Here is a 20,530-nt window from a genome sequence, read left to right as displayed (position 1 = left end):
AGGAACTATGACACTTACAGCATTAGAAATTAAAGATAAATCCTTTGGAACCAAGTTTAGAGGCTATGATGTTGAAGAGGTAGATGAATTCCTGGACATCGTTGTCCGTGATTATGAGGACTTGGTTCGTGAAAATCACGAAAAAGAAGCAAAAATTCGTAATCTGGAAGAACGTCTGACATATTTTGATGAGATGAAAGACTCTCTCAGCCAGTCTGTCTTGATTGCTCAGGATACGGCTGAGCGCGTTAAAGTGGCTGCTAACGAGCGGTCTACGAATATTGTCCGTCAGGCAGAGCAGGATGCGCAGCATTTGTTGGATGGAGCTAAGTACAAGGCTGATGAAATTTTGCGTCAGGCAGCTGACAATGCTAAGAAAGTAGCCATTGAAACAGAAGAACTGAAAAACAAAACACGTGTCTTCCATCAACGTTTGAAGTCAACCATTGAGAGCCAACTCAGCATTGTGGATTCGTCTGAATGGGAAGAAATCCTTCGTCCGACAGCTACTTATCTGCAAACCAGCGATGAGGCCTTCAAGGAGGTTGTATCGGAGGTCCTGGGAGAAGAAGCAGTTGTCCGCGAGGAAGAAGTGGATGTTACACGTCAATTTTCTCCAGAAGAAATGGCTGAGTTGCAAGAGCGCATTGAAGCTGCTAACCGTGAATTAGCTGCGACACAAGCTTTTTCTCCGCTCAGCGATGAAGATATAGAAGCTCACGCAGCTGAGGAAAACTCAGAAGCTGACCATCACGATGATGATACAAATGGGGAACAAAAAGTTCCAGTAAATATTTTATAATTTTTAAAGAAGCTAAGATTGTAAAAACACAGGCCAAGCAAAAATACTTTAAGCGAGCAGATGATGGTGAGAGATCTGCAGTCCATCTTGCTTGGGTTATCATTTTACAGAACTTTCGTCTGAAATCAGTAGGATGAGACGGCAGTCCACGTTACGGACAAAGAGGGGTAAGAGGAGCATTATGCTATTGTCTTGCCTAAACAAAGGTGGTACCGCGAATTTTCGTCCTTTTTGGAGAAGTTTGCGGTTTTTAATTTGTAATTTTAAAAATAAAGAGGAATACAATGAAACTGAAAGAAACACTTAATCTTGGGAAAACTGCTTTTCCTATGCGGGCTGGTCTTCCAAATAAAGAGCCAATTTGGCAGAAGGAATGGGATGAAGCTAAGCTATACCAACGCCGTCAGGAACTGAATGAAGGCAAGCCGCACTTTATCCTGCATGATGGCCCTCCTTATGCTAACGGCAACATTCATGTCGGGCATGCTATGAATAAGATTTCCAAAGATATCATTGTTCGCTCGAAGTCTATGGCTGGCTATTATGCACCTTACATTCCAGGTTGGGATACGCATGGTCTTCCGATTGAGCAAGTATTGGCAAAGCAAGGCGTTAAGCGTAAAGAACTGGACTTGGTTGAGTACCTCAACATGTGTCGGGACTATGCGCTTAGCCAAGTCGAAAAGCAAAAAGAAGACTTCAAGCGTTTGGGTGTTTCTGGTGACTGGGATAATCCTTATGTGACTTTGACTCCTGACTATGAAGCGGCTCAAATCCGTGTCTTTGGCGAAATGGCTAAGAAAGGCTACATTTACCGTGGTGCTAAGCCCGTTTACTGGTCTTGGTCTTCTGAGTCAGCTTTGGCTGAAGCAGAAATTGAATACCATGACTTGGTTTCCACCTCTCTCTACTATGCTAACCGCGTTAAAGACGGAAAAGGAGTACTGGACACAGATACTTACATCGTCGTATGGACAACAACTCCGTTTACTATTACAGCTTCTCGTGGTTTGACTGTTGGAGCAGATATTGATTACGTAGTCGTTCAGCCAGCTGGTGAATCTCGTAAGTTTGTGGTTGCTTCAGAATTGTTGAATAGTCTGTCTGAGAAATTTGGATGGGCTGATGTTCAAGTTTTGGCTACCTACCGTGGTCAAGAATTAAATCACATCGTGACAGTTCACCCATGGGATACTGCTGTAGATGAACTTATTATCCTGGGTGACCACGTTACGACTGACTCTGGTACTGGTATTGTCCATACAGCGCCTGGTTTTGGTGAGGACGACTATAATGTCGGTGTAGCTAATGGCTTGGAAGTATTTGTCACTGTTAATGAGCGCGGTATCATGATGGAAAATGCTGGTCCTGACTTTGCAGGCCAGTTCTATGACAAAGTTGCGCCAACAGTTATTGAAAAGCTTGGGGACTTGCTCCTTGCTCAGGAAGAAATCTCTCATTCCTACCCATTTGACTGGCGTACTAAGAAGCCAATTATCTGGCGGGCAGTACCACAGTGGTTTGCATCTGTTTCTAAATTCCGTCAAGAAATTTTGGACGAAATTGAAAAGGTTAAATTCCATTCTGAATGGGGGAAAGTACGTCTCTACAACATGATTCGTGATCGTGGTGACTGGGTTATCTCTCGTCAGCGGGCTTGGGGTGTGCCGTTGCCAATCTTCTATGCTGAAGACGGAACACCAATCATGACGGCAGAAACTATCGAACATGTGGCTCAGCTCTTTGAGGAGTACGGCTCTATCGTATGGTGGAAGCGTGAAGCCAAGGACTTACTCCCAACTGGCTTTACTCATCCAGGTTCTCCAAACGGTGAATTTACCAAGGAAACAGACATCATGGACGTTTGGTTTGACTCAGGTTCATCATGGAATGGGGTAGTGGTCAACCGTCCTGAGTTAACTTACCCAGCTGATCTTTATCTAGAAGGTTCAGACCAATACCGTGGTTGGTTCAACTCATCCCTCATCACATCAGTTGCCAACCATGGCGTAGCTCCTTACAAACAAATCTTGTCACAAGGATTTGCCTTAGATGGTAAGGGCGAAAAGATGTCTAAATCCCTTGGAAATACAATTGCTCCAAGTGACGTGGAAAAACAATTTGGTGCGGAAATCTTGCGTCTCTGGGTAACCAGTGTTGACTCTAGCAACGACGTTCGCATCTCTATGGATATCTTGGGTCAAGTTTCTGAAACCTACCGTAAGATTCGGAATACACTTCGTTTCTTGATTGCTAATACCTCTGACTTTAATCCAGTTGAGGATGCTGTAGCTTACGAAGAGCTTCGCTCCGTTGATAAGTACATGACTATCCGCTTCAATCAATTAGTAGAGACTATTCGCAAGGCTTATGCGGATTTTGAGTTTCTGACTATTTATAAAGCGATTGTCAACTTTGTGACTGTTGACTTGTCCGCTTTCTATCTGGACTTTGCCAAAGATGTCGTCTATATCGAAGCAGCTAAGTCATTGGAACGTCGTCAGATGCAGACTGTCTTCTATGATATTTTGGTCAAGATTACCAAGCTGTTGACACCAATCCTGCCTCACACAGCAGAAGAGATTTGGTCTTACCTAGAACATGAAGAGGAAGAATTTGTTCAGTTATCTGAATTGCCAGAAGCTCAGATTTTCCCAAATCAAGAAGAAATCTTGGACACTTGGTCTGCCTTTATGGACTTCCGCAGTCAAGCTCAGAAAGCCTTGGAAGAAGCCCGCAATGAGAAGGTTATTGGGAAATCGTTGGAAGCACATCTGACTGTCTATCCGAATGAAGTCATCAAGACCTTGCTGGAAGCAGTTAACAGCGATGTGGCACAGCTTCTTATTGTTTCACAATTAACGATTGCTGAAGGACCTGCTCCAGAAGGCGCTCTAGTCTTTGAAGATGTAGCTTTTGTTGTAGAGCATGCGCAGGGGCAAGTCTGTGATCGCTGCCGTCGCATCGATACAACAGTTAAAGAGCGCAGCTATCAAGCCCTTGTCTGTGACCACTGTGCAGAAATTTTAGAAGAAAACTTTGCTCAAGCTGTTGCAGAAGGTTTTGAGAGCAAGTAAGTTTCCAAAATGAAAAATGGCTTTGCCCTTTAATGGTAAGCCATTTTTTAGATAGATTGATTTGAAAATTTGTTAAATTAAAACTAAATTAGAAAAACCAAACAGTTGCATTTGCAACTGTTGTCTGTTATACTAGTTATAACTTAGGAGTGCTTATTTTAGCCAAAATGTTTTGGAGCTGAAAGAGCTCAGAGGAAGTCAGTTGCTGCAGAGCCTGACTGGCGTAGGTATTTTCAAAGCCAATCAGCTGGTCATAGAGTTTGAGAGCCTGACTGCTAGGATAGAGCTCTTTGAACTTCTTATTTTGAGCTTTGGTCTTTTTGATAATCAAGCCTCTATCTTCCAGCTTTCCTATAGAACGGCTGAGAGTAGTCTTGTCAATCTGCACCAGTTCTGCCAGTTGTGACTGGCTGAGACCTTCATTTTCGACGATACGAATGAGCAGTAGAAATAAATTATTGTCTAGGCCGTAGTTACTGGCTTTCTGATTCATTTTCATCATGGCTTGTCTAGAAATATAGCCCATTTGCCGGAAAAGTTGACGGTAATCCATAGGAACTCCTTGATAGTTGCATTTGCACTTATTATACATTAAAAAGATAGAGGAAACAAGTATGTGGTCTAGGAAAAAATTAACAGAGTTGACCCCGATAGAATTTTATCAAATCTTAAAATTGCGCATTGACACCTTTGTGGTGGAGCAGGAGCGCATTTATCATGAGCTGGATGAGAAGGACCTAGAAGCAGTGCATGTTTACCATGCTAGTGAACGAGGGGAAATTGATGCTTATGCCCGTGTCTTTGAAGAGGGAGAGCATTTAGTCTTTGGTCGAGTAGTCACAGCTCAGTCAGCACGAGGACAGGGTTTAGGAGGACAGCTTATCAGAGAAATCTTGCAATTATGTGCTGAGAAATGGCCAGGAAAGGAAATTGAAATAGAGGCTCAGGTTCAGGTGGCTGCTCTCTATGAAAAGTATGGCTTCAAATCAGTTGGCCAACCCTTTATTTTTGAATCGACACCTCACATTACCATGATCTATAAACAATAAAAAAACTAAGGCGATGGCCTTAGTTTTTACTGTTTCACAGGAATGGAAATTTCGATTAGATTATTAGCGTAAATCGTGCGGATAGCAGCTCTATCAATAGTATTTGCATCAATTTTTCTCTTCAAGAAAAATTCTCTGATTTTTTCGATTTCCTGTTCGCGTACAGCACGGTGCATGTTTGAAATCAAAATTTCATAGTGAAGAGGAGCTTGTGTAAAAACAACATCGCTGTTTCCAGCAGAATAAACTTCGACTAATATCGCATCGGTGCTTTCCAATTGGCTTTTGACAAGGTCAGCATGACTGTTTGTTGTATTAATAAGCTTCATACGATTTCCTCCTGCTTTATACCTGCTATTATTATAACATGTTTGCTATGAATTGTGAATGATTTCTTTAAGCTTTAAGTGTATTTTTCCAGGCTTGGATACCCCATTTATGGCTGCCGCGTTTTAGTGTTTCAATAGCTTCTTCGACTGGGAACCAGGCAAGCTGGTTGAAATCTTCCAGCGGTTTTTGGACTTCTTGGAAAGAGGTGACCTCATACAGGTAGGCCGGGTTGTAGAAATGGGTGTCGCGATGGCGGGAGTAAAAATATTCATCAGCTTGTCCAAGATAGCGTCCAAGCTGGGCCGTGAATCCAAGTTCTTCCATCAGCTCGCGTTCAAGCGCAGTCTGATGGTTTTCCCCCTCTTCAATCTCTCCACCGGGCAGAAACCAAGCCCCGTTAGGTGCCTGAACCAAAATAATCTTTTCTTTCTTTTCGTCTGGGATAACGGCATAGACTCCGTAGCGGGTCACATATTCTACATTTGCTTCCTTTTCACCAAAGGTTGGATTTGTCATTCTAATATCCTCAATCTCTAGTCAGTTTACTATCTATCATAATGGACTAAGGACCAGCTGTCAAGAATTTACTCGGTTTATTGGACAGAAAAAGAATGATAGTCCTTGAAAGAAATCCCCTTAAAATAATAAATTCCTTCTTCCGACCGTTTAAAAAAACTCTTCTTTATGGGAATAGTAAAACATTTATAGGAGAAATTGTTATAATAGGAGCGAGGTGGTTTTATGACAGAAAGCAGACTTTTTAAAATCTTATATCTTCTTTTAGAGCAAGGTCGCACAACAGCTCCCGAATTGGCCTCACTATTTGAAGTATCTATTCGGACCATCTATCGAGATGTGGACAAGCTGAGTTTGGCAGGAATCCCTATCTATTGCAGCCCAGGAAAGGGCGGGGGTATTTTTCTGATGAAGGATTTTGTCTTAGACAAGGCCTTGTTTTCAGAGTCTGAGAGGGATGAGCTATTAGCTGCTCTTCAAGGCTTCCAGATTTTAACAGATAGCGAGCAAGTAGAGACCCTGTCTAAGCTACAGTCCTTGTTTCAAGTTCAGGCAACTTCCTGGCTAGAGGTGGATTTCACTGACTGGCGCAAAAAAGCAGATCAGAAAGAACTGTTTGATACTATTAAGCAGGCAATCTTGCAAAGAAGAATCTTGTCTTTTTCTTATTTGAATGGGCGTGGAGAAAGAGAGCAGCGCAAGATAGAAGCGCTGAAGTTAGTATTTAAAAGCCAAAACTGGTATGTTGCTGGCTTTTGTCGCTTAAGACAAGCTCCGCGCTTTTTTAAACTCAGCAGAATGAGAGACTGTCAGATGTTAGAGGAACGATTTAAGCAGAGAGTCTTGGATGAGAAATTTAGCCCCGAGGAGTGGCTAGGAGATACTGTAAAAGTCCTCTTGAAATTTGACCGGAAGTATGCCTTTCGGGTGTACGAGGAGTTTTCAGAAGCAGAGCTAGAGGAGACTGATGGGAGCCTTTATGTCCAAACGCATTTGCCGAATCACGATAGTCTTTATACCTACTTGCTATCCTTTTTGGATGGAGTTGAAATCATGGAGCCACCTCGGTTACGGGAAGAATTCAAAGAAAAGTTAAAAGCTATTGCCGATATTTATAAAAGCTGACAGAGGTTGTCAGCTTTTCTTTGCTATATTGTTTGTAGTAAAGAAAGGAGGGCTATCTCATGAAGTATGAATGGAGAAAAGCCAATCGAGAAATATATCAAATCAATTCTAAACCCTGTCTTATAGATGTTCCTGCCCAGTCTTTTATCATGATTGACGGCAAGGGCGATCCTAATGCTGCTGACTTTTCGGAACGAGTTGGTGCTCTGTACAGTTTAGCCTATGCTATCAAGATGAACTACAAAAAGACAGCAGCCGAGCAAGAATTTACTGATTTTACAGTCTATCCCTTGGAAGGACTTTGGCAGCAAGAGCAAGCAGGAGAACTCATTAAAGAAGAATTGATTTATACTATTATGATTGGCCAGCCGGACTTTATCACTGGAGAGATGGTGAAAAAGGCTCTGGAGCAGATCCGTGTCAAAAAGCCTAATCCTCTCTATGACGAGATTCGTTTTGAAGAAATGACGGAAGGAGAGTGTGTCGCCATGCTGCATCTGGGTCCTTTTGACGAAGAACCTCAATCTTTCGCTAAAATGGATGCCTTTTGCCAGAGTCACCAGCTGACACGGATTTCAAATACTCATAGGGAAATCTATCTCAATAATCTGAATCGGACAGAACCTAGCAAGCTGAAAACAATTCTGCGCTACAAGGTTCAGAAGGATAAATAAAGAAATAGAGCAGAAAACTAACTGTTTTCTGCTCTATTTTGTCGAAATTCATTTTTCTTCTTGAGATGAATTAACGGGCTCTGTGCTTTCAGTTTTCTTTGCTGACTTGATGAGAATCTTGCCATTGCTGGTCATGACAGCTTTAAGCTCTTTTTCGCTTGGATTTTCCAGATAGAAGTCGGTAATAGCATCTTCGATATGTTCCTGAATGGTACGGCGCAGTGGGCGAGCGCCCATTTTTGGATCGTAGCCCAGGTCAACCAATTTTTCCTTGACCTTCTCCGTAACATCCAGATGAATGTCATTGGTTGCCAAACGTTGATTGACATCGTCCAGCATAAGGTTGACGATTTGCAGCAGATTGTCCTTGCTGAGAGCCTGGAATTCGATAATCCCGTCAAAGCGGTTCATAAACTCAGGACTGAAGAAGTTGCCCAATTCACCCAAGACGGAATTGGTGCGGCCTTCACGCGCGGCTCCAAAGCCAACGCTGGCTTCAGCTTTGCCAGTTCCAGCATTGGATGTCATGATGATAATGGTGTCCTTGAAGCTGACAGTTCGGCCTTGGCCATCAGTCAGGCGGCCATCATCTAGAACCTGTAGGAACATGTGCATAACATCAGGATGGGCCTTTTCCACCTCATCCAGCAGAATGAGCGAGTAGGGATTACGGCGGACGCGCTCAGTCAATTGACCAGCTTCATCATAGCCGACATAGCCCGGAGGAGCACCGACCAGCTTGGCCACGCTGTGTTTTTCCATATATTCACTCATATCAAAGCGAATCATGCTGTCAGCCGAGCCAAAGAGCTCAATGGCTAGTTGCTTAGACAGCTCAGTCTTACCGACACCAGTTGGTCCGACAAAGAGGAAACTGCCGATTGGGCGATTAGGACTTCCTAGTCCGACTCGGTTGCGGCGGATAGCCTTGGCAATCTTATCCACAGCATCGTCTTGGCCGATGACATGGGCCTTTAAGTCGCTGGCAAGATTGACCAGCTGAGACTGTTCCTTTTCTTTGAGATCGCCAACTGGGATATTGGTCTTTTGCTCTACGATGTGTTCAATCGTTTTCTCGCTGATAATCGGAGTATCCTTGTCTAGCACACTTGTCTGCTGGAGTTCCTTGTACTTGGCAATCTGATCACGGAAGTAAGCTGCTTTCTCGAAATCTTCGTCACGAGTTGCCTGAGCCTTGAGGTTTTCTGCTTCGATCAGACGTTGGTCAATGACCTTGGGATCAACAAAGTTGAGGGTCAGATTCATCTTGGATCCTGCCTCATCCAAAAGGTCAATAGCCTTGTCTGGCAAGAAGCGATCTTGGATGTAGCGGTTAGAGAGAAGGGCAGCAGCTTCAATAGCCGCATCCGTGTACTTGACGTGATGGTAGTCTTCGTATTTTTTCTGAATTCCTTTGAGGATGGTAATCGTTTCCTCTACCGTCGGCTCGTCTACCTTAACGGGCTGCATACGGCGCTCCAATGCAGCATCTTTCTCGATGATACGATATTCATTAAGGGTGGTTGCTCCGACCATCTGGAGTTCTCCGCGAGCCAGAGCTGGTTTGAGGATGTTCCCAGCGTCCATATTGCCATCGCCAGCAGAGCCTGCTCCGACAATTTCATGGATTTCATCAATAAAGAGAATGACATCCTGACGAGAACGAATCTCATCAATGAGCTTCTGCATCCGTTCCTCAAATTGGCCACGGATACCAGTTCCCTGTACTAAGCTGACAACGTCTAGGCGGATAACTTCCTTGCCTTGGAGTTTATGAGGCACATCACCATCAACAATTTTCTGGGCCAAGCCTTCCACCACGGCTGTTTTTCCGACTCCGGGCTCTCCTATGAGAACAGGATTGTTTTTGGTGCGGCGGTTGAGGATTTCAATGACACGGACGATTTCTTCATCACGGCCAATAACAGGATCAATCTCGCCTCGCCGAGCCAACTCAGTCACGTTGATACCAAACTCTTCCAGCAGGCCTTTTGGCTTTTGCGGACTTGGCTGAGGTTGACCACCCTTGCTAGGATTTGAACCGTAGCCGCCACCGCCCCCATAGGCTCCACCAGATTGGGTAGGAGGAGTAGTTGGTTCCTGAGGCTGTTGAAAATTGCTGAGGCTGTTGAAAAAGTCATCAATAGGATCTGTTCCGTGATTGTTGGTATTAGCAATTCCGCCGAACAAGGAATGTTCGGGGTCTGTTTTCATGATTTGGTAGCAGTTTTGGCACAAATCCACCTGCTGTTTATGGCCATTTACGTTGGTATAAAGGTGAATCGTAGATTCGTTGATTTTACAATTTTGGCAAAGCATGCAGATACCTCTTTTCTTTTAGTGTGCAAGCTATTTATAGAAATAATTAAAGGTCAAAAATAGTCAAAGTTTTATAATTTCATTATATCAGTATTCTCGAACTTTGCAAGAATTTACTACAAAATCCTCCCTCAGACCGAGCAGAATGAAAACAAATTCTTGAAAAATTACAAAAAATAGGCTTTTAGTGGTATTTCAGTCGCTATTTATGGTAAAATAAGAGGGAACTAAGTAAATAGGAGAAACAAAATGGAATCACATTTAGTTAGAATTATCAACCGCTTAGAAGCTATGGCTAAGGATGGCGGAAATTTAAAACGTAATTTTGAGCGTGAAGGAGTGGTTGTAGCAGAAGTAGCTTACAGTTACGACGAAGAAAATGGCTCTGTCTTCACCTTACGTGACGTTGCAGCGCGTGAGACCTATACTTTCGACAGCATCGATTTGATTGCAATGGAAATTTATGAATTACTCTACTAAAAAGCACTTAGCTGCTTTTTATTTTTACCCTTTTTATCTTATTTTGAAAAAGATTTAGTATGTCTGAAAATTTTACCACTAGCTGCCAATGAATCCCTACCTTATAACCTTGTATAAGAAAAATTTATAGGCTGGGCACAGATTTTTTTGGTATAATGAAAAAGATAATGAAAAAGAAATGAGAATGACATGGCGCAGATTATTGACGGTAGAGGTTTGGCAGAGAAGCTTCAGAAAAAATTAGCCGAAAAAACGGCTCGCCTCAAAGAAAAGACAGGTCAGGTTCCGGGCTTGGTAGTGATTGTGGTGGGAAATAATCCAGCCAGTCAAATCTACGTGCGTAATAAAGAGCGCTCGGCCTTGGCCTCTGGCTTTCGGAGTAAGATAGAACGTCTGCCAGAAGAGACTAGCCAAGAAGAGCTCTTGAACTTGATTGAAACTTATAATCAAAATCCTGATTGGCATGGGATTTTGGTCCAGCTGCCCTTGCCTGAACATATTGATGATGAAGCTGTACTGCTGGCCATTGATCCAGACAAGGATGTTGATGGCTTTCATCCGCTTAATATGGGCAAGCTATGGAGCGGCCATCCGGTTATGATTCCGGCTACTCCTGCAGGCATTATGGCAATGTTCCATGAATATGGCGTTGAACTGGAAGGCAAGCGAGCGGTCGTCATCGGGCGGAGTAATATTGTTGGTAAGCCCATGGCTCAGCTGCTTTTGGCTAAGAATGCGACGGTGACTCTGACGCATTCGCGGACCCACAATCTAGCCAAGACTGCTAAGCGGGCAGATATTTTGGTGGTGGCTATTGGACGTGGACATTTTGTGACCAAGGACTTTGTCAAGGAAGGGGCTGTTGTCATTGATGTCGGTATGAACCGAGATGAAAATGGCAAGCTGATTGGCGACGTTAAATTTGATGAAGTGTCTGAACTTGCCAGCCTGATTACCCCTGTACCTGGAGGTGTTGGGCCTATGACCATTACCATGCTGATGGAGCAGACCTACCAGGCCTTTAAACGGAGTCTTGAATCATGAAATTTGTTTTTGATTTGGATGGGACCTTGTCCTTTGATTATATGACGATTGATGAGGAGATTAAGCAGGTCCTGCTAACGGCTCCTCAGTTTGGGCATGAAGTTCTGTTTGCTTCGGCGCGCTCCTATCGGGATTGTCTGGGACTATTGGGTCCGGAACTGAGCCAGCAGATAGTGATTGGACTGAATGGCGGAGTAGCTTATCAGAAGGGGCAGCTGATGTTTGAGCGTCAGCTGCATCAGTCAAGTTACCAAGCCATTTTAAATACTTGTTTGACCTATAATTTGCCTTTTTTCGTTGATAATACTTTTGATTACAGCGGCCAGATTTTAGAAAAAATTCCTTTTATTGCCAGTGTAGATCCTCTCAAGCGGGCAAGACGGCTGGAACTAACTGAACTCCAGCATCCTATTAAGCTTGTTATTTACATGGGGAATCATGAGCAGCTCTTAGACGATTTACAGGCTCGTTTTGCAAACTTGCCTAATCTGAGTCTAGACTATCATGAACATGAGAAATGTTTTTATGTCAATCCGGCTGAAACCAATAAAGCTTCAACTGTAAAGGAACTCTGTGGTTCGGATTATGTGGCTTTTGGTAATGATCAAAATGATATCCAGCTCTTTAAGAATTCTCTCTACGCTGCGCAGGTTGGGGATTTCCCAGGCTTGAGCGATTATGCGGATGAGCAGGTCGCCTTTCAGGAAAATTTACCCAAGGCAGTCGCAGCAAGAATCTTACAAAAATTTGCAGATTTCCGGGAAAAATAACTTTCTTGCGATACGAGGCACCTTTTTAGGTGCCTTTTGGTGTATAATGAAGATAGGTTTGGTCATATTGAGACCAGTGCAGGATGAAGTTGGTCTAGGAGAATATCATGGCAAAAAACGCTGAAAATATTTTAAAAAAAGTCATTAGGGAACGTCCCTTGGATAGTCACAAGGGCAATTACGGCCGTCTTTTATTGATTGGGGGGACCTATCCTTATGGGGGCGCCATTATCATGGCAGCTTTAGCGGCGGTCAATAGCGGAGCAGGTCTGGTGACTGTTGCTACAGATAGAGAAAATATCGCCCCTCTGCATAGTCATCTACCGGAGGCTATGGCCTTTGACCTAGAGGAGCAAGACCGATTGACAGAGCAGCTGGTCAAATCAGATCTAGTTTTGATTGGTCCTGGCTTGGCAGAGAATCAACTAGGTCTAGATATTCTACAAAAGGTAGTCCAGATTGTGGCAGAGCAGCAGATTCTCATTATGGATGGCGGAGCTATCTCACTCTTTAGCAAAGGAGCTTTGCCATTTCCAAAAGCCCAAACAGTTTTTACCCCTCACCAAAAGGAGTGGGAAGGCTTATCGGGTTTGAGCTTGTCAGATCAGACAGCGGCAGCCAATCAGGCGGCGGTCAATCAGCTGCCTTTGGGCAGTATTGTCGTGCAGAAAAAGCATGGAACGACCATCTATCAAAGCGGACAAGAGCAAGTCTTTGAGCTGACAGTAGGCGGACCTTATCAGGCAACTGGCGGAATGGGGGATACGCTGGCTGGTATGATTGCCGCATTTGCAGGACAGTTCAAGTCAAGCAGCCTCTTTGAGCGAGTGGCGGCTGCAACTCTTCTTCATTCCCTTATCGCAGATGATTTGAGTCAGGAAGCTTATGTCGTCCTGCCAACGGCAATCAGCAGAGCCATTTCAAGGTGGATGAAGGAGATGAGTCAGTAGACATTTTCTTGGGTTTTAAGTCAGCTGGGTTTCTTTTGTGGAAGCCCAGTTTTTTTCTTGCTTTCAGGGAATTTTTAGACTTTGTAATCGGTTTTTTATGCAGTTTTTTGTTATAATAAAGGTCACGGAAAAACAAGAAAGGAAAAGGACATGCCAGAGTATTTGTCGGTTTCAACCTTGACTAAGTATCTGAAGATGAAGTTTGAGCGGGATCCTTATTTGGAGCGGGTCTATCTGACTGGTCAGGTGTCCAATTTCCGCCGGCGTCCCAATCATCAGTATTTCTCATTGAAAGATGAAAAGGCGGTCATTCAGGTCACGATTTGGTCTGGTGTCTACCAGAAGTTGGGCTTTGAGCTGGAAGAAGGCATGAAAATCAATGTCATTGGCCGGGTACAGCTCTATGAGCCGAGTGGTTCCTATTCTATTATCATTGAAAAGGCAGAACCGGATGGTATCGGAGCTTTGGCTATCCAGTTTGAACAGCTCAAGAAAAAATTGGGGGAAGAAGGGCTTTTTCAAGATAAATTCAAGCAAGTCTTGCCCCAATTTCCTAAGAAAATCGGTGTTGTAACCAGTCCCAGCGGAGCGGTCATTCGGGATATTATCACGACGGTCAGCCGTCGCTTTCCGGGAGTGGAGATTGTACTTTATCCGACAAAAGTGCAGGGAGATGGGGCTGCAGCTCAGGTTGCTGACCACATTAAACTGGCCAATGAGCGGTCCGATTTGGATGTGCTGATTATTGGTCGAGGCGGCGGTTCTATCGAAGATCTCTGGGCTTTCAACGAAGAGGAAACAGTTCGGGCTATTTTTGAGTCTCGGATTCCTGTTATTTCTAGTGTCGGCCATGAGACTGATACGACCTTGGCGGACTTTGTAGCAGATCGCAGGGCTGCCACTCCAACGGCTGCGGCTGAACTAGCCACACCAGTCACCAAGCTAGACCTGCTGGGACATTTGCAGCAGCAGGAAAACCGCATGTCTCGGGCGATGTCCAATCGCCTGAGCTATTATCGAGAGAGACTGAATAAACTGACCCAGTCGGTTATCTTCCGACAGCCAGAGCGGCTTTACGATGGTCATCTGCAGAAGTTAGACCAGCTCAACCTGCGACTGAAGCAAAAAATTCGCGAATATTATAGTGAAGAGCAACAGCGGGTCAAAATCTTGCAGCATCGTTTGGAAGCATTGAATCCGCTCAGTCGCGTTCAGCGTTTTCAAGAGCAGACTGCCCAGCTGGAGCGTTTGCTGCGCAGCAACATGGCGGTCATTTATGATAACAAGCTGGCTCAAGTCAGGAGATTGTCCGAGGCCTTGCTTATGCTGGATACCAGTCGAATCGTGGCGCGTGGCTATGCTATTGTCCAAAAGAATCAAAAGGTTGTTGAGTCAAGTGCAGGCATTGAAGAAAAAGATGAGCTGACCCTGCTTATGCGGGATGGGCAGCTGGAAGTAGAGGTAAAACATGTCCAAAGAAAAGAAATTTGAAGAAAACTTAGCAGACTTGGAAGTCATTGTCCAAAAGCTGGAAAATGGTGACGTAGCACTGGAAGAGGCGATTGCGGAATTTCAAAAGGGGATGAAGCTTTCAAAGGAACTCCAGGCTAGTCTGGACAAGGCTGAAAAGACCTTGGTTAAGGTCATGCAGGCAGACGGCACAGAAACGGAAATGGAATGACAAGAAACGAGAAACTGGAAAAAATTGGTCTGACGATTGAAGATTTTTATAGGTCTCAGCAAGTGTCGTCGGATTTATCAGAAGTTATTTTGTATTCGGTGCAGGCAGGCGGCAAGCGGATTCGTCCCTTATTGTTATTAGAGTTGATTCAAGCCTTTGGCCTAGAGCTGACTGAGGCTCACTATCAGGTCGCGGCGGCTCTTGAGCTGATTCATACTGGCAGCCTTATCCATGATGATTTGCCAGCTATGGATGATGACGACTATCGTCGCGGCCGCCTGACTAGCCACAAGAAGTTTGGGGAGGATATGGCTATTTTAGCGGGTGATTCTCTCTTTTTGGACCCCTATGGACTATTGGCAAGGGCCGAGCTGCCTAGTCAGGTCAAAGTGGACTTGATTTCTGAGTTGTCTCTGGCAGCGGGGAGCTTTGGTATGGTTGCGGGTCAAGTTCTGGACATGCAAGGCGAAGGCCAAGCAATTAGTTTAGAAGATTTAAAAATCATCCATGCCAATAAGACGGGTAAGCTACTGACGTATCCTTTTGTCGCAGCTGGTTTGATTGTTCAGGCTCAGCAGTCTGTTCAAGACAAGCTTCGTAGGATTGGAGAGCTCTTGGGCTTGGCCTTTCAAGTGCGGGATGATATTTTGGATGTGACGGCCAGCTTTGAAGAGCTGGGTAAAACGCCGCAGAAAGATTTAGCTGCGGCCAAGTCGACTTATCCAGCCTTTCTGGGACTGGATGGAGCTAAGAACTTTTTCAATCAGACCCTTGATGAAGCTGTGCTTATTCTGTCAGACTTGGAAGAGAAGACAGAGTTTTCAGGCGGAAAAATTCAAAAGATAATAGAAAGTTTGAGATTGAATGGCTAAGGAAAGAGTAGATGTGCTGGCCTACAGGCAAGGGCTCTTTGAGACCAGAGAGCAGGCTAAGCGTGGTGTAATGGCTGGACTGGTTATTGCTGCAGCCAATGGCCAGCGCTTTGACAAGCCGGGTGAAAAGATTGACACAGCCACAGAGTTGCGCTTAAAAGGCGAGAAACTCAGATATGTCAGCCGCGGCGGCCTCAAGCTAGAAAAGGCTTTGCAAGTGTTTGATATTTCGGTCACTGACCGAGTGACCTTAGATATCGGAGCTTCGACCGGCGGTTTTACAGATGTCATGCTGCAGCACGGAGCTAAGCTGGTCTATGCAGTAGATGTTGGTACTAATCAGCTGGCTTGGAAGCTCAGACAGGATGAGCGGGTTGTTAGCATGGAGCAGTATAATTTTCGCTATGCCCAAAGGACTGACTTTGAGCAGGAGCCGAGCTTTGCTAGTATTGATGTCAGCTTTATATCGCTGAGTTTGATTTTACCAGCTCTGCATGAGATTCTGGCTCGGGATGGCCAAGTGGTCGCCTTGATTAAGCCTCAGTTTGAAGCAGGCCGTGAGCAGATTGGGAAAAAAGGGATTGTCAAGGATAAAAAGGTCCATCTGGCAGTTCTGGAAAAGGTCACAGCATTTATGATGGAGACTGGCTTTTCTGTCAGGGGACTGGATTTTTCGCCTATTCAGGGCGGTCAGGGCAATGTGGAATTTCTGGCCTATTTAGAAAAGAGCATAGAGCCGCAGCCTCTTGATTCAGCTATGATGACAGCTGTTGTAGAGGCGGCACACAAGGAATTTAAGGATGAATAAGAAGGATAGATTAGAAAAGATTAGACGGTTTGTCAGTGACTATGACATTGGCACCCAGGAGGAAATCGTAGAACATCTCAGGGAGTCTGGGATTACAGCGACCCAGGCTACGGTCTCTAGGGATATCAAAGAGCTGGGCATTGTCAAGATACCGCTCAAGGACAACACCTATATCTACGAGCTGCCTAAGACCATGACTAGCAGTCTGGGCTTGGCTGAAAATAATATCCTGTCCTGTCAGGTCTTGAGAAACATGATCAATCTCAGTCTGGTTCCGGGGAGCACAGCACTGGTCAAGCGCCATCTTAGAAATGAATTTGCTGAGGATATTTTCAGTATCTTGGCAGACAACGACAGTATTTTGATGGTTATGATGACAGAGGAAGCAGCCGCAAGGGTTGCAACCATCATTCACCATTGGTAGGAAAGCCTATGTTATTAGAAATTTCGATTAAAAATTTTGCCATTATTGAGGAGATTTCCCTTAATTTTGAGCAAGGTATGACGGTGTTGACCGGGGAAACCGGAGCCGGCAAGTCTATTATTATTGATGCGATGAACATGATGCTGGGCAGCCGTGCTACGACGGATGTTATTCGTCATGGGGCGCCCAAAGCTGAGATAGAGGGACTTTTTTCGCTGGAGAATAGCAGAGCTTTGCGAGAGATTTTTGAGGAGCAGGGCTGGGAGCTGACCGATGAGCTGATTATCCGTCGGGAAATTCTGCAAAACGGCCGTAGTGTCAGCCGTATCAATGGCCAGATGGTGAATCTGTCTGTTCTAAAGGCTGTCGGCCAGCATTTGGTGGATATCCATGGTCAGCACGATCAGGAAGAGCTGATGAGACCCCAGCTTCATATTGCCATGTTAGACGAGTTTGGAACAGCAGACTTTTTGCATCTCAAAGGCCGCTATCAGGAGACCTTTGACCGCTATCGAAGCCTGCGCAAGCAAGTCCTGACTTTGCAGAAAAATCAGCAGGAGCATAAGTCCAGAATTGAGATGCTGGAGTTTCAGATGGCGGAGATTGAGAGCGCAGCCCTCAAAAGCGGTGAAGATACTGCCCTGCATCAGGAACGAGATCGTTTGCTCAACCACAAGTTCATTGCTGATACGCTGACGAATGCCTATACCATGCTGGATAATGAAGATTTTTCCAGTCTGACCAATGTCCGCTCAGCTATGAATGACCTTGAGTCTATCGAGGATTACGATCCAGCCTACAAGGAGCTTTCAGGCAACTTGTCAGAGACTTATTATGTCTTGGAAGATGTCAGCAAGCGCTTAGAGGACATTTTAGATGGACTGGATTTTGACGGAGATCGGCTGCTGCAGGTGGAGAGTCGCTTAGACTTGATTAACAGCATCACACGTAAATACGGCGGCCAAGTAGATGATGTGCTGGATTACTTTGCTCAGATTTCCAAAGAATACAGCCTTTTAACTGGAAGTAACTTGTCCTCAGAGGATATGGACCGAGAGCTGAAGGCCTTGGAGAGAGAGCTGGTAGAGCTGGCCCAGGAGCTGAGTCAGGCTCGTCACGGACTAGCAGCCCAGCTGGAAGCAGAAATCAAGCAAGAGCTGCAGGACCTCTACATGGAAAAGGCGCGCTTTAAAGTGCAGTTCAGTAAGGGCAAGTTCAACCGTGAAGGCAATGAACAAGTAGAGTTTTACATCTCGGCAAATCCAGGCGAGGATTTCAAACCTTTAGTGAAGGTTGCGTCTGGCGGCGAGCTCTCCCGTCTCATGTTGGCAATCAAGTCTGCTTTTTCTCGTAAGGAAGGCAAGACCAGCATTGTCTTTGATGAAGTGGATACGGGTGTTTCTGGCCGAGTGGCTCAGGCTATTGCTCAGAAGATTCACAAGATTGGCTCCAATGGCCAAGTCTTGGCTATTTCCCATCTGCCGCAGGTCATTGCGATTGCCGATTATCAGTTCTTTATTGAGAAGATTTCGGATGAGAATTCGACCGTCTCAACGGTTCGCCTGCTAACAGCTGACGAGCGCGTTCAGGAAGTCGCTAAGATGCTGGCTGGCGAAGATGTGACAGAGGCTGCCTTGACTCAGGCTAGAGAATTATTAAAAAAATAAACAAGCGAGGCTGAGACACTAGTGTTTCGGTCTCCTTTAGGAGGGGCGCATATGACAGAATATTTTGCAATTGGTGATGTCCATGGTAAGGCTAGTATGCTAGATGATCTGCTCCAGCACTGGGACGGTCGTAGCCAACTAGTCTTTCTAGGCGACTTGATAGATCGTGGTGAGGACAGCCGAGCAGTTTTGGAGCGGGTCAAGGACCTAGTGGATCAGAAAGGAGCTGTTTGTCTGTCTGGCAATCATGAGTATATGTTTCTGACCTGGCTGGACAATCCTGAAAAGTCTTATGACCACTACCGGCGTAATGGCGGAGATACGACGATTAATTCGCTTTTAGGTCGACCTCTCAATGCTCCTGTAGATGGAGTAGCAGACGCGGAACGTGTCAAGACGGAGGCGGCCAATTTAGTAGATTTTATTCGCCAGATGCCTTTCCTATTGGAGACGGAACAGTACATTTTTGTTCATGCTGGTCTAGATTTGGAGCTGAAAGACTGGCGAGAAACCAGTGATTATCAAAAGGTTTGGATTCGTGCTCCTTTTCACGAAGGCAGCAATCAGACTGGCAAAACGATTGTCTTTGGCCATACACCGACATTTTACCTCTTGCATAAGGCACTGGGAACTGATCAGCTATGGATGACTGAGGATGGCAAGATTGGTATGGATGGCGGAGCTGTCTATGGAGGAGTCCTCCACGGAGTTCTCTTTGGTCATAATGGCATCATAGAGCGGTATGCCATAAAAAATGATGGTTTGGTAGCCGAAGACTGAAAAAGATTGGATTTTCCCAATCTTTTTTTGCTGAGACTCTCTTTTAAGATCAGCATTTTCCTAAAATTTTCCCCAATAAAGCTAAAAAAAGCGGCATGTAAACACTTTTTCATCTAATTTTAAAGAAGCGCAAAAAGATTAAAAAACTAAAACAAGCAGATTAAATTTAGGAAACGCTTGGCCTGAGCTGTGATTTTAGCGAATATTCCCCCACAAAACCATAAAAATTTGGTATAATGTAGTGTAATAACAAGTTAAAATTTAGATACAGAGTAGGAAATCTATGACAAAAATAAAAATCGTAACAGACTCATCTGTAACCATTGAACCAGAGGTTGCTAAGGAATTAGACATTACAATTGTGCCTCTCTCTGTTATGGTGGACGGAGTGGTCTATTCGGATGCAGACTTAGAGGAAGGTGAGTTCCTTCGTCTTATGAAGTCTAGTCGCAATCTGCCTAAAACCAGCCAGCCGCCTGTTGGAGTTTTTGCTGATGTTTTTGAGCGCTTGGCAGAGGATGGAGCACAGATTATCTCCATTCACATGTCTCACGCCTTGTCAGGGACTGTCGAAGCAGCCCGTCAGGGAGCGACTTTGGCTAATGCGGATGTGACGGTTGTTGACAGCTCTTTTACTGATCAGGCTATGAAGTTCCAAGTCACTGAAGCAGCTAAACTGGCCAAAGAAGGGGCTGACCTAGAGGAGATTATAGCTAAAATTGAAGAAGTAAAGGAAAATACAGAACTCTATATCGGTCTCTCTACCTTAGAAAATCTGGTTAAAGGAGGCCGTATTGGCCGAGTTTCCGGTCTGATTAGCTCCTTGCTTAATATCCGGGTTATCATGCAAATGAAGGACCATCAGCTAGAGCCCATTGTCAAGGGGAGGGGAGCTAAGACCTTTAAAAAATGGTTGGATGATTTGACAGCAAGTCTGCAAAATAAGCAAGTGGCTGAGATTGGAATTTCCTATGCTGGAAGTCCAGAATTGGCACTAGAAATGAAGGAAAGTTTACAGCCATATGTCAAGAAACCTATTTCAGTGCTGGAAACGGGGTCTATTATTCAGACACATACAGGGGAAAATGCTTGGGCTGTGCTGATTCGTTACGAATAAAACCATAATAATTTAGAAAATAGCGGCTTAGTACTTGACCTGAAA

General features: G+C 44.7%; 21 protein-coding genes and 1 pseudogene. 18 read left to right on the top strand and 4 right to left on the bottom strand.

Annotation, left to right across the window (positions count from 1 at the left end; all coding sequences use genetic code 11):
* The first annotated feature begins 7 nt into the window (after positions 1–7).
* Complete coding sequence (locus tag DQM55_RS08420; protein ID WP_002907042.1) at positions 8–802, top strand: DivIVA domain-containing protein; 795 nt, start codon at positions 8–10, stop codon at positions 800–802.
* A 284-nt stretch (positions 803–1,086) separates the two neighbouring features.
* Positions 1,087–3,879, top strand: coding sequence for an isoleucine--tRNA ligase (ileS, locus tag DQM55_RS08415; RefSeq protein WP_111676159.1), 2,793 nt, complete (start codon positions 1,087–1,089; stop codon positions 3,877–3,879).
* A 136-nt stretch (positions 3,880–4,015) separates the two neighbouring features.
* On the opposite strand, the gene DQM55_RS08410 is transcribed toward ileS, so the two are convergent.
* On the bottom strand, positions 4,016–4,471 hold the full coding sequence (locus DQM55_RS08410; RefSeq protein ID WP_111676158.1) for a MarR family winged helix-turn-helix transcriptional regulator: 456 nt from the start codon (positions 4,469–4,471) through the stop codon (positions 4,016–4,018).
* A 22-nt stretch (positions 4,472–4,493) separates the two neighbouring features.
* Between DQM55_RS08410 and DQM55_RS08405 the strand changes: the two genes are divergently transcribed.
* Complete coding sequence (locus tag DQM55_RS08405; protein WP_111676156.1) at positions 4,494–4,928, top strand: GNAT family N-acetyltransferase; 435 nt, start codon at positions 4,494–4,496, stop codon at positions 4,926–4,928.
* A gap of 26 nt (positions 4,929–4,954) precedes the next feature.
* Here the strand turns inward: DQM55_RS08405 and DQM55_RS08400 are convergent, their stop codons facing one another.
* On the bottom strand, positions 4,955–5,257 hold the full coding sequence (locus DQM55_RS08400; RefSeq protein WP_002898025.1) for a DUF1827 family protein: 303 nt from the start codon (positions 5,255–5,257) through the stop codon (positions 4,955–4,957).
* Positions 5,258–5,324: 67 nt separating this feature from the next.
* Positions 5,325–5,774 carry an NUDIX hydrolase gene (locus DQM55_RS08395; protein ID WP_002896150.1) on the bottom strand — a complete coding sequence of 150 codons (450 nt, stop codon included), beginning with the start codon at positions 5,772–5,774 and terminating at the stop codon, positions 5,325–5,327.
* A gap of 225 nt (positions 5,775–5,999) precedes the next feature.
* Between DQM55_RS08395 and DQM55_RS08385 the strand changes: the two genes are divergently transcribed.
* Together DQM55_RS08385 and DQM55_RS08380 are read left to right on the top strand one after the other, a co-directional pair.
* Positions 6,000–6,899 (top strand): helix-turn-helix transcriptional regulator, encoded by a 900-nt coding sequence (locus tag DQM55_RS08385; RefSeq protein WP_111676154.1) that lies wholly within the window; start codon positions 6,000–6,002, stop codon positions 6,897–6,899.
* 59 nt (positions 6,900–6,958) lie between these two features.
* On the top strand, positions 6,959–7,573 hold the full coding sequence (locus DQM55_RS08380) for a GyrI-like domain-containing protein (protein ID WP_111676152.1): 615 nt from the start codon (positions 6,959–6,961) through the stop codon (positions 7,571–7,573).
* Between the two features lie 48 nt (positions 7,574–7,621).
* Here the strand turns inward: DQM55_RS08380 and DQM55_RS08375 are convergent, their stop codons facing one another.
* A complete protein-coding gene (locus DQM55_RS08375; protein ID WP_111676150.1) occupies positions 7,622–9,892 on the bottom strand; it encodes an ATP-dependent Clp protease ATP-binding subunit in 2,271 nt (756 codons plus the stop codon).
* A gap of 249 nt (positions 9,893–10,141) precedes the next feature.
* On the opposite strand from DQM55_RS08375, the gene DQM55_RS08370 reads away from it, so the two are divergent.
* The 13 genes and pseudogenes from DQM55_RS08370 to DQM55_RS08310 all read left to right on the top strand — a co-directional run bounded on the left by DQM55_RS08370 (position 10,142) and on the right by DQM55_RS08310 (position 20,485).
* The gene (locus tag DQM55_RS08370; RefSeq protein ID WP_002896146.1) at positions 10,142–10,372 is read left to right on the top strand and encodes a DUF1797 family protein; all 231 of its coding nucleotides are present in this window, start codon (positions 10,142–10,144) and stop codon (positions 10,370–10,372) included.
* Positions 10,373–10,561: 189 nt separating this feature from the next.
* Entirely contained in the window at positions 10,562–11,416 is an 855-nt protein-coding gene (locus DQM55_RS08365; protein WP_111676148.1) for a bifunctional methylenetetrahydrofolate dehydrogenase/methenyltetrahydrofolate cyclohydrolase, read from the top strand.
* A complete protein-coding gene (locus DQM55_RS08360; protein WP_111676146.1) occupies positions 11,413–12,186 on the top strand; it encodes an HAD hydrolase family protein in 774 nt (257 codons plus the stop codon). Before DQM55_RS08365 ends, DQM55_RS08360 begins: the two co-directional genes overlap by 4 nt.
* A 107-nt stretch (positions 12,187–12,293) precedes the next feature.
* Complete coding sequence (locus DQM55_RS08355) at positions 12,294–13,136, top strand: NAD(P)H-hydrate dehydratase (RefSeq protein WP_111676144.1); 843 nt, start codon at positions 12,294–12,296, stop codon at positions 13,134–13,136.
* A pseudogene (locus tag DQM55_RS11890) lies at positions 13,112–13,321 on the top strand (initiator RepB protein). Before DQM55_RS08355 ends, DQM55_RS11890 begins: the two are co-directional and overlap by 25 nt.
* Positions 13,287–14,627: an exodeoxyribonuclease VII large subunit gene (gene xseA / locus DQM55_RS08345; protein WP_111676143.1), complete on the top strand. Its 1,341-nt coding sequence runs from the start codon at positions 13,287–13,289 to the stop codon at positions 14,625–14,627. The pseudogene DQM55_RS11890 and the gene xseA overlap by 35 nt, the downstream one beginning before the upstream one ends.
* A complete protein-coding gene (locus DQM55_RS08340; protein ID WP_002896137.1) occupies positions 14,605–14,817 on the top strand; it encodes an exodeoxyribonuclease VII small subunit in 213 nt (70 codons plus the stop codon). Before xseA ends, DQM55_RS08340 begins: the two co-directional genes overlap by 23 nt.
* Positions 14,814–15,689, top strand: a complete 876-nt coding sequence (locus DQM55_RS08335) for a polyprenyl synthetase family protein (protein WP_111676141.1) — start codon at positions 14,814–14,816, stop codon at positions 15,687–15,689. The genes DQM55_RS08340 and DQM55_RS08335 overlap by 4 nt, the downstream gene beginning before the upstream one ends.
* A complete protein-coding gene (locus DQM55_RS08330) occupies positions 15,682–16,497 on the top strand; it encodes a TlyA family RNA methyltransferase (protein WP_111676139.1) in 816 nt (271 codons plus the stop codon). Before DQM55_RS08335 ends, DQM55_RS08330 begins: the two co-directional genes overlap by 8 nt.
* The gene (locus DQM55_RS08325) at positions 16,490–16,921 is read left to right on the top strand and encodes an arginine repressor (RefSeq protein ID WP_011836656.1); all 432 of its coding nucleotides are present in this window, start codon (positions 16,490–16,492) and stop codon (positions 16,919–16,921) included. The genes DQM55_RS08330 and DQM55_RS08325 overlap by 8 nt, the downstream gene beginning before the upstream one ends.
* A gap of 8 nt (positions 16,922–16,929) precedes the next feature.
* Positions 16,930–18,588: a DNA repair protein RecN gene (recN, locus tag DQM55_RS08320; protein ID WP_111676137.1), complete on the top strand. Its 1,659-nt coding sequence runs from the start codon at positions 16,930–16,932 to the stop codon at positions 18,586–18,588.
* Positions 18,589–18,639: 51 nt separating this feature from the next.
* Positions 18,640–19,368, top strand: a complete 729-nt coding sequence (locus DQM55_RS08315; RefSeq protein WP_111676135.1) for a metallophosphoesterase — start codon at positions 18,640–18,642, stop codon at positions 19,366–19,368.
* 283 nt (positions 19,369–19,651) lie between these two features.
* Positions 19,652–20,485 (top strand): DegV family protein, encoded by an 834-nt coding sequence (locus tag DQM55_RS08310; RefSeq protein ID WP_111676133.1) that lies wholly within the window; start codon positions 19,652–19,654, stop codon positions 20,483–20,485.
* The last annotated feature ends 45 nt before the right edge of the window (positions 20,486–20,530 follow it).

Source organism: Streptococcus sanguinis, assembly GCF_900475275.1.
GTDB lineage: Bacteria > Bacillota > Bacilli > Lactobacillales > Streptococcaceae > Streptococcus > Streptococcus sanguinis_N.
This window is presented reverse-complemented; position numbering and strand designations above follow the sequence as displayed.

What these genes read in the sequence shown, in the direction of transcription:
- DQM55_RS08360 (WP_111676146.1), top strand. Translation starts at nt 11,413, where the DNA reads ATGAAATTTGTTTTTGATTTGGATGGGACCTTGTCCTTTGATTATATG.
- DQM55_RS08330 (WP_111676139.1), top strand. Translation starts at nt 15,682, where the DNA reads ATGGCTAAGGAAAGAGTAGATGTGCTGGCCTACAGGCAAGGGCTCTTT.
- DQM55_RS08420 (WP_002907042.1), top strand. Translation starts at nt 8, where the DNA reads ATGACACTTACAGCATTAGAAATTAAAGATAAATCCTTTGGAACCAAG.
- recN (WP_111676137.1), top strand. Translation starts at nt 16,930, where the DNA reads ATGTTATTAGAAATTTCGATTAAAAATTTTGCCATTATTGAGGAGATT.
- xseA (WP_111676143.1), top strand. Translation starts at nt 13,287, where the DNA reads ATGCCAGAGTATTTGTCGGTTTCAACCTTGACTAAGTATCTGAAGATG.
- DQM55_RS08380 (WP_111676152.1), top strand. Translation starts at nt 6,959, where the DNA reads ATGAAGTATGAATGGAGAAAAGCCAATCGAGAAATATATCAAATCAAT.
- DQM55_RS08410 (WP_111676158.1), bottom strand. Translation starts at nt 4,471, where the DNA reads ATGTATAATAAGTGCAAATGCAACTATCAAGGAGTTCCTATGGATTAC.
- DQM55_RS08370 (WP_002896146.1), top strand. Translation starts at nt 10,142, where the DNA reads ATGGAATCACATTTAGTTAGAATTATCAACCGCTTAGAAGCTATGGCT.
- DQM55_RS08400 (WP_002898025.1), bottom strand. Translation starts at nt 5,257, where the DNA reads ATGAAGCTTATTAATACAACAAACAGTCATGCTGACCTTGTCAAAAGC.
- DQM55_RS08365 (WP_111676148.1), top strand. Translation starts at nt 10,562, where the DNA reads ATGGCGCAGATTATTGACGGTAGAGGTTTGGCAGAGAAGCTTCAGAAA.
- DQM55_RS08395 (WP_002896150.1), bottom strand. Translation starts at nt 5,774, where the DNA reads ATGACAAATCCAACCTTTGGTGAAAAGGAAGCAAATGTAGAATATGTG.
- DQM55_RS08405 (WP_111676156.1), top strand. Translation starts at nt 4,494, where the DNA reads ATGTGGTCTAGGAAAAAATTAACAGAGTTGACCCCGATAGAATTTTAT.
- ileS (WP_111676159.1), top strand. Translation starts at nt 1,087, where the DNA reads ATGAAACTGAAAGAAACACTTAATCTTGGGAAAACTGCTTTTCCTATG.
- DQM55_RS08325 (WP_011836656.1), top strand. Translation starts at nt 16,490, where the DNA reads ATGAATAAGAAGGATAGATTAGAAAAGATTAGACGGTTTGTCAGTGAC.
- DQM55_RS08375 (WP_111676150.1), bottom strand. Translation starts at nt 9,892, where the DNA reads ATGCTTTGCCAAAATTGTAAAATCAACGAATCTACGATTCACCTTTAT.
- DQM55_RS08310 (WP_111676133.1), top strand. Translation starts at nt 19,652, where the DNA reads ATGACAAAAATAAAAATCGTAACAGACTCATCTGTAACCATTGAACCA.
- DQM55_RS08385 (WP_111676154.1), top strand. Translation starts at nt 6,000, where the DNA reads ATGACAGAAAGCAGACTTTTTAAAATCTTATATCTTCTTTTAGAGCAA.
- DQM55_RS08315 (WP_111676135.1), top strand. Translation starts at nt 18,640, where the DNA reads ATGACAGAATATTTTGCAATTGGTGATGTCCATGGTAAGGCTAGTATG.
- DQM55_RS08355 (WP_111676144.1), top strand. Translation starts at nt 12,294, where the DNA reads ATGGCAAAAAACGCTGAAAATATTTTAAAAAAAGTCATTAGGGAACGT.
- DQM55_RS08340 (WP_002896137.1), top strand. Translation starts at nt 14,605, where the DNA reads ATGTCCAAAGAAAAGAAATTTGAAGAAAACTTAGCAGACTTGGAAGTC.
- DQM55_RS08335 (WP_111676141.1), top strand. Translation starts at nt 14,814, where the DNA reads ATGACAAGAAACGAGAAACTGGAAAAAATTGGTCTGACGATTGAAGAT.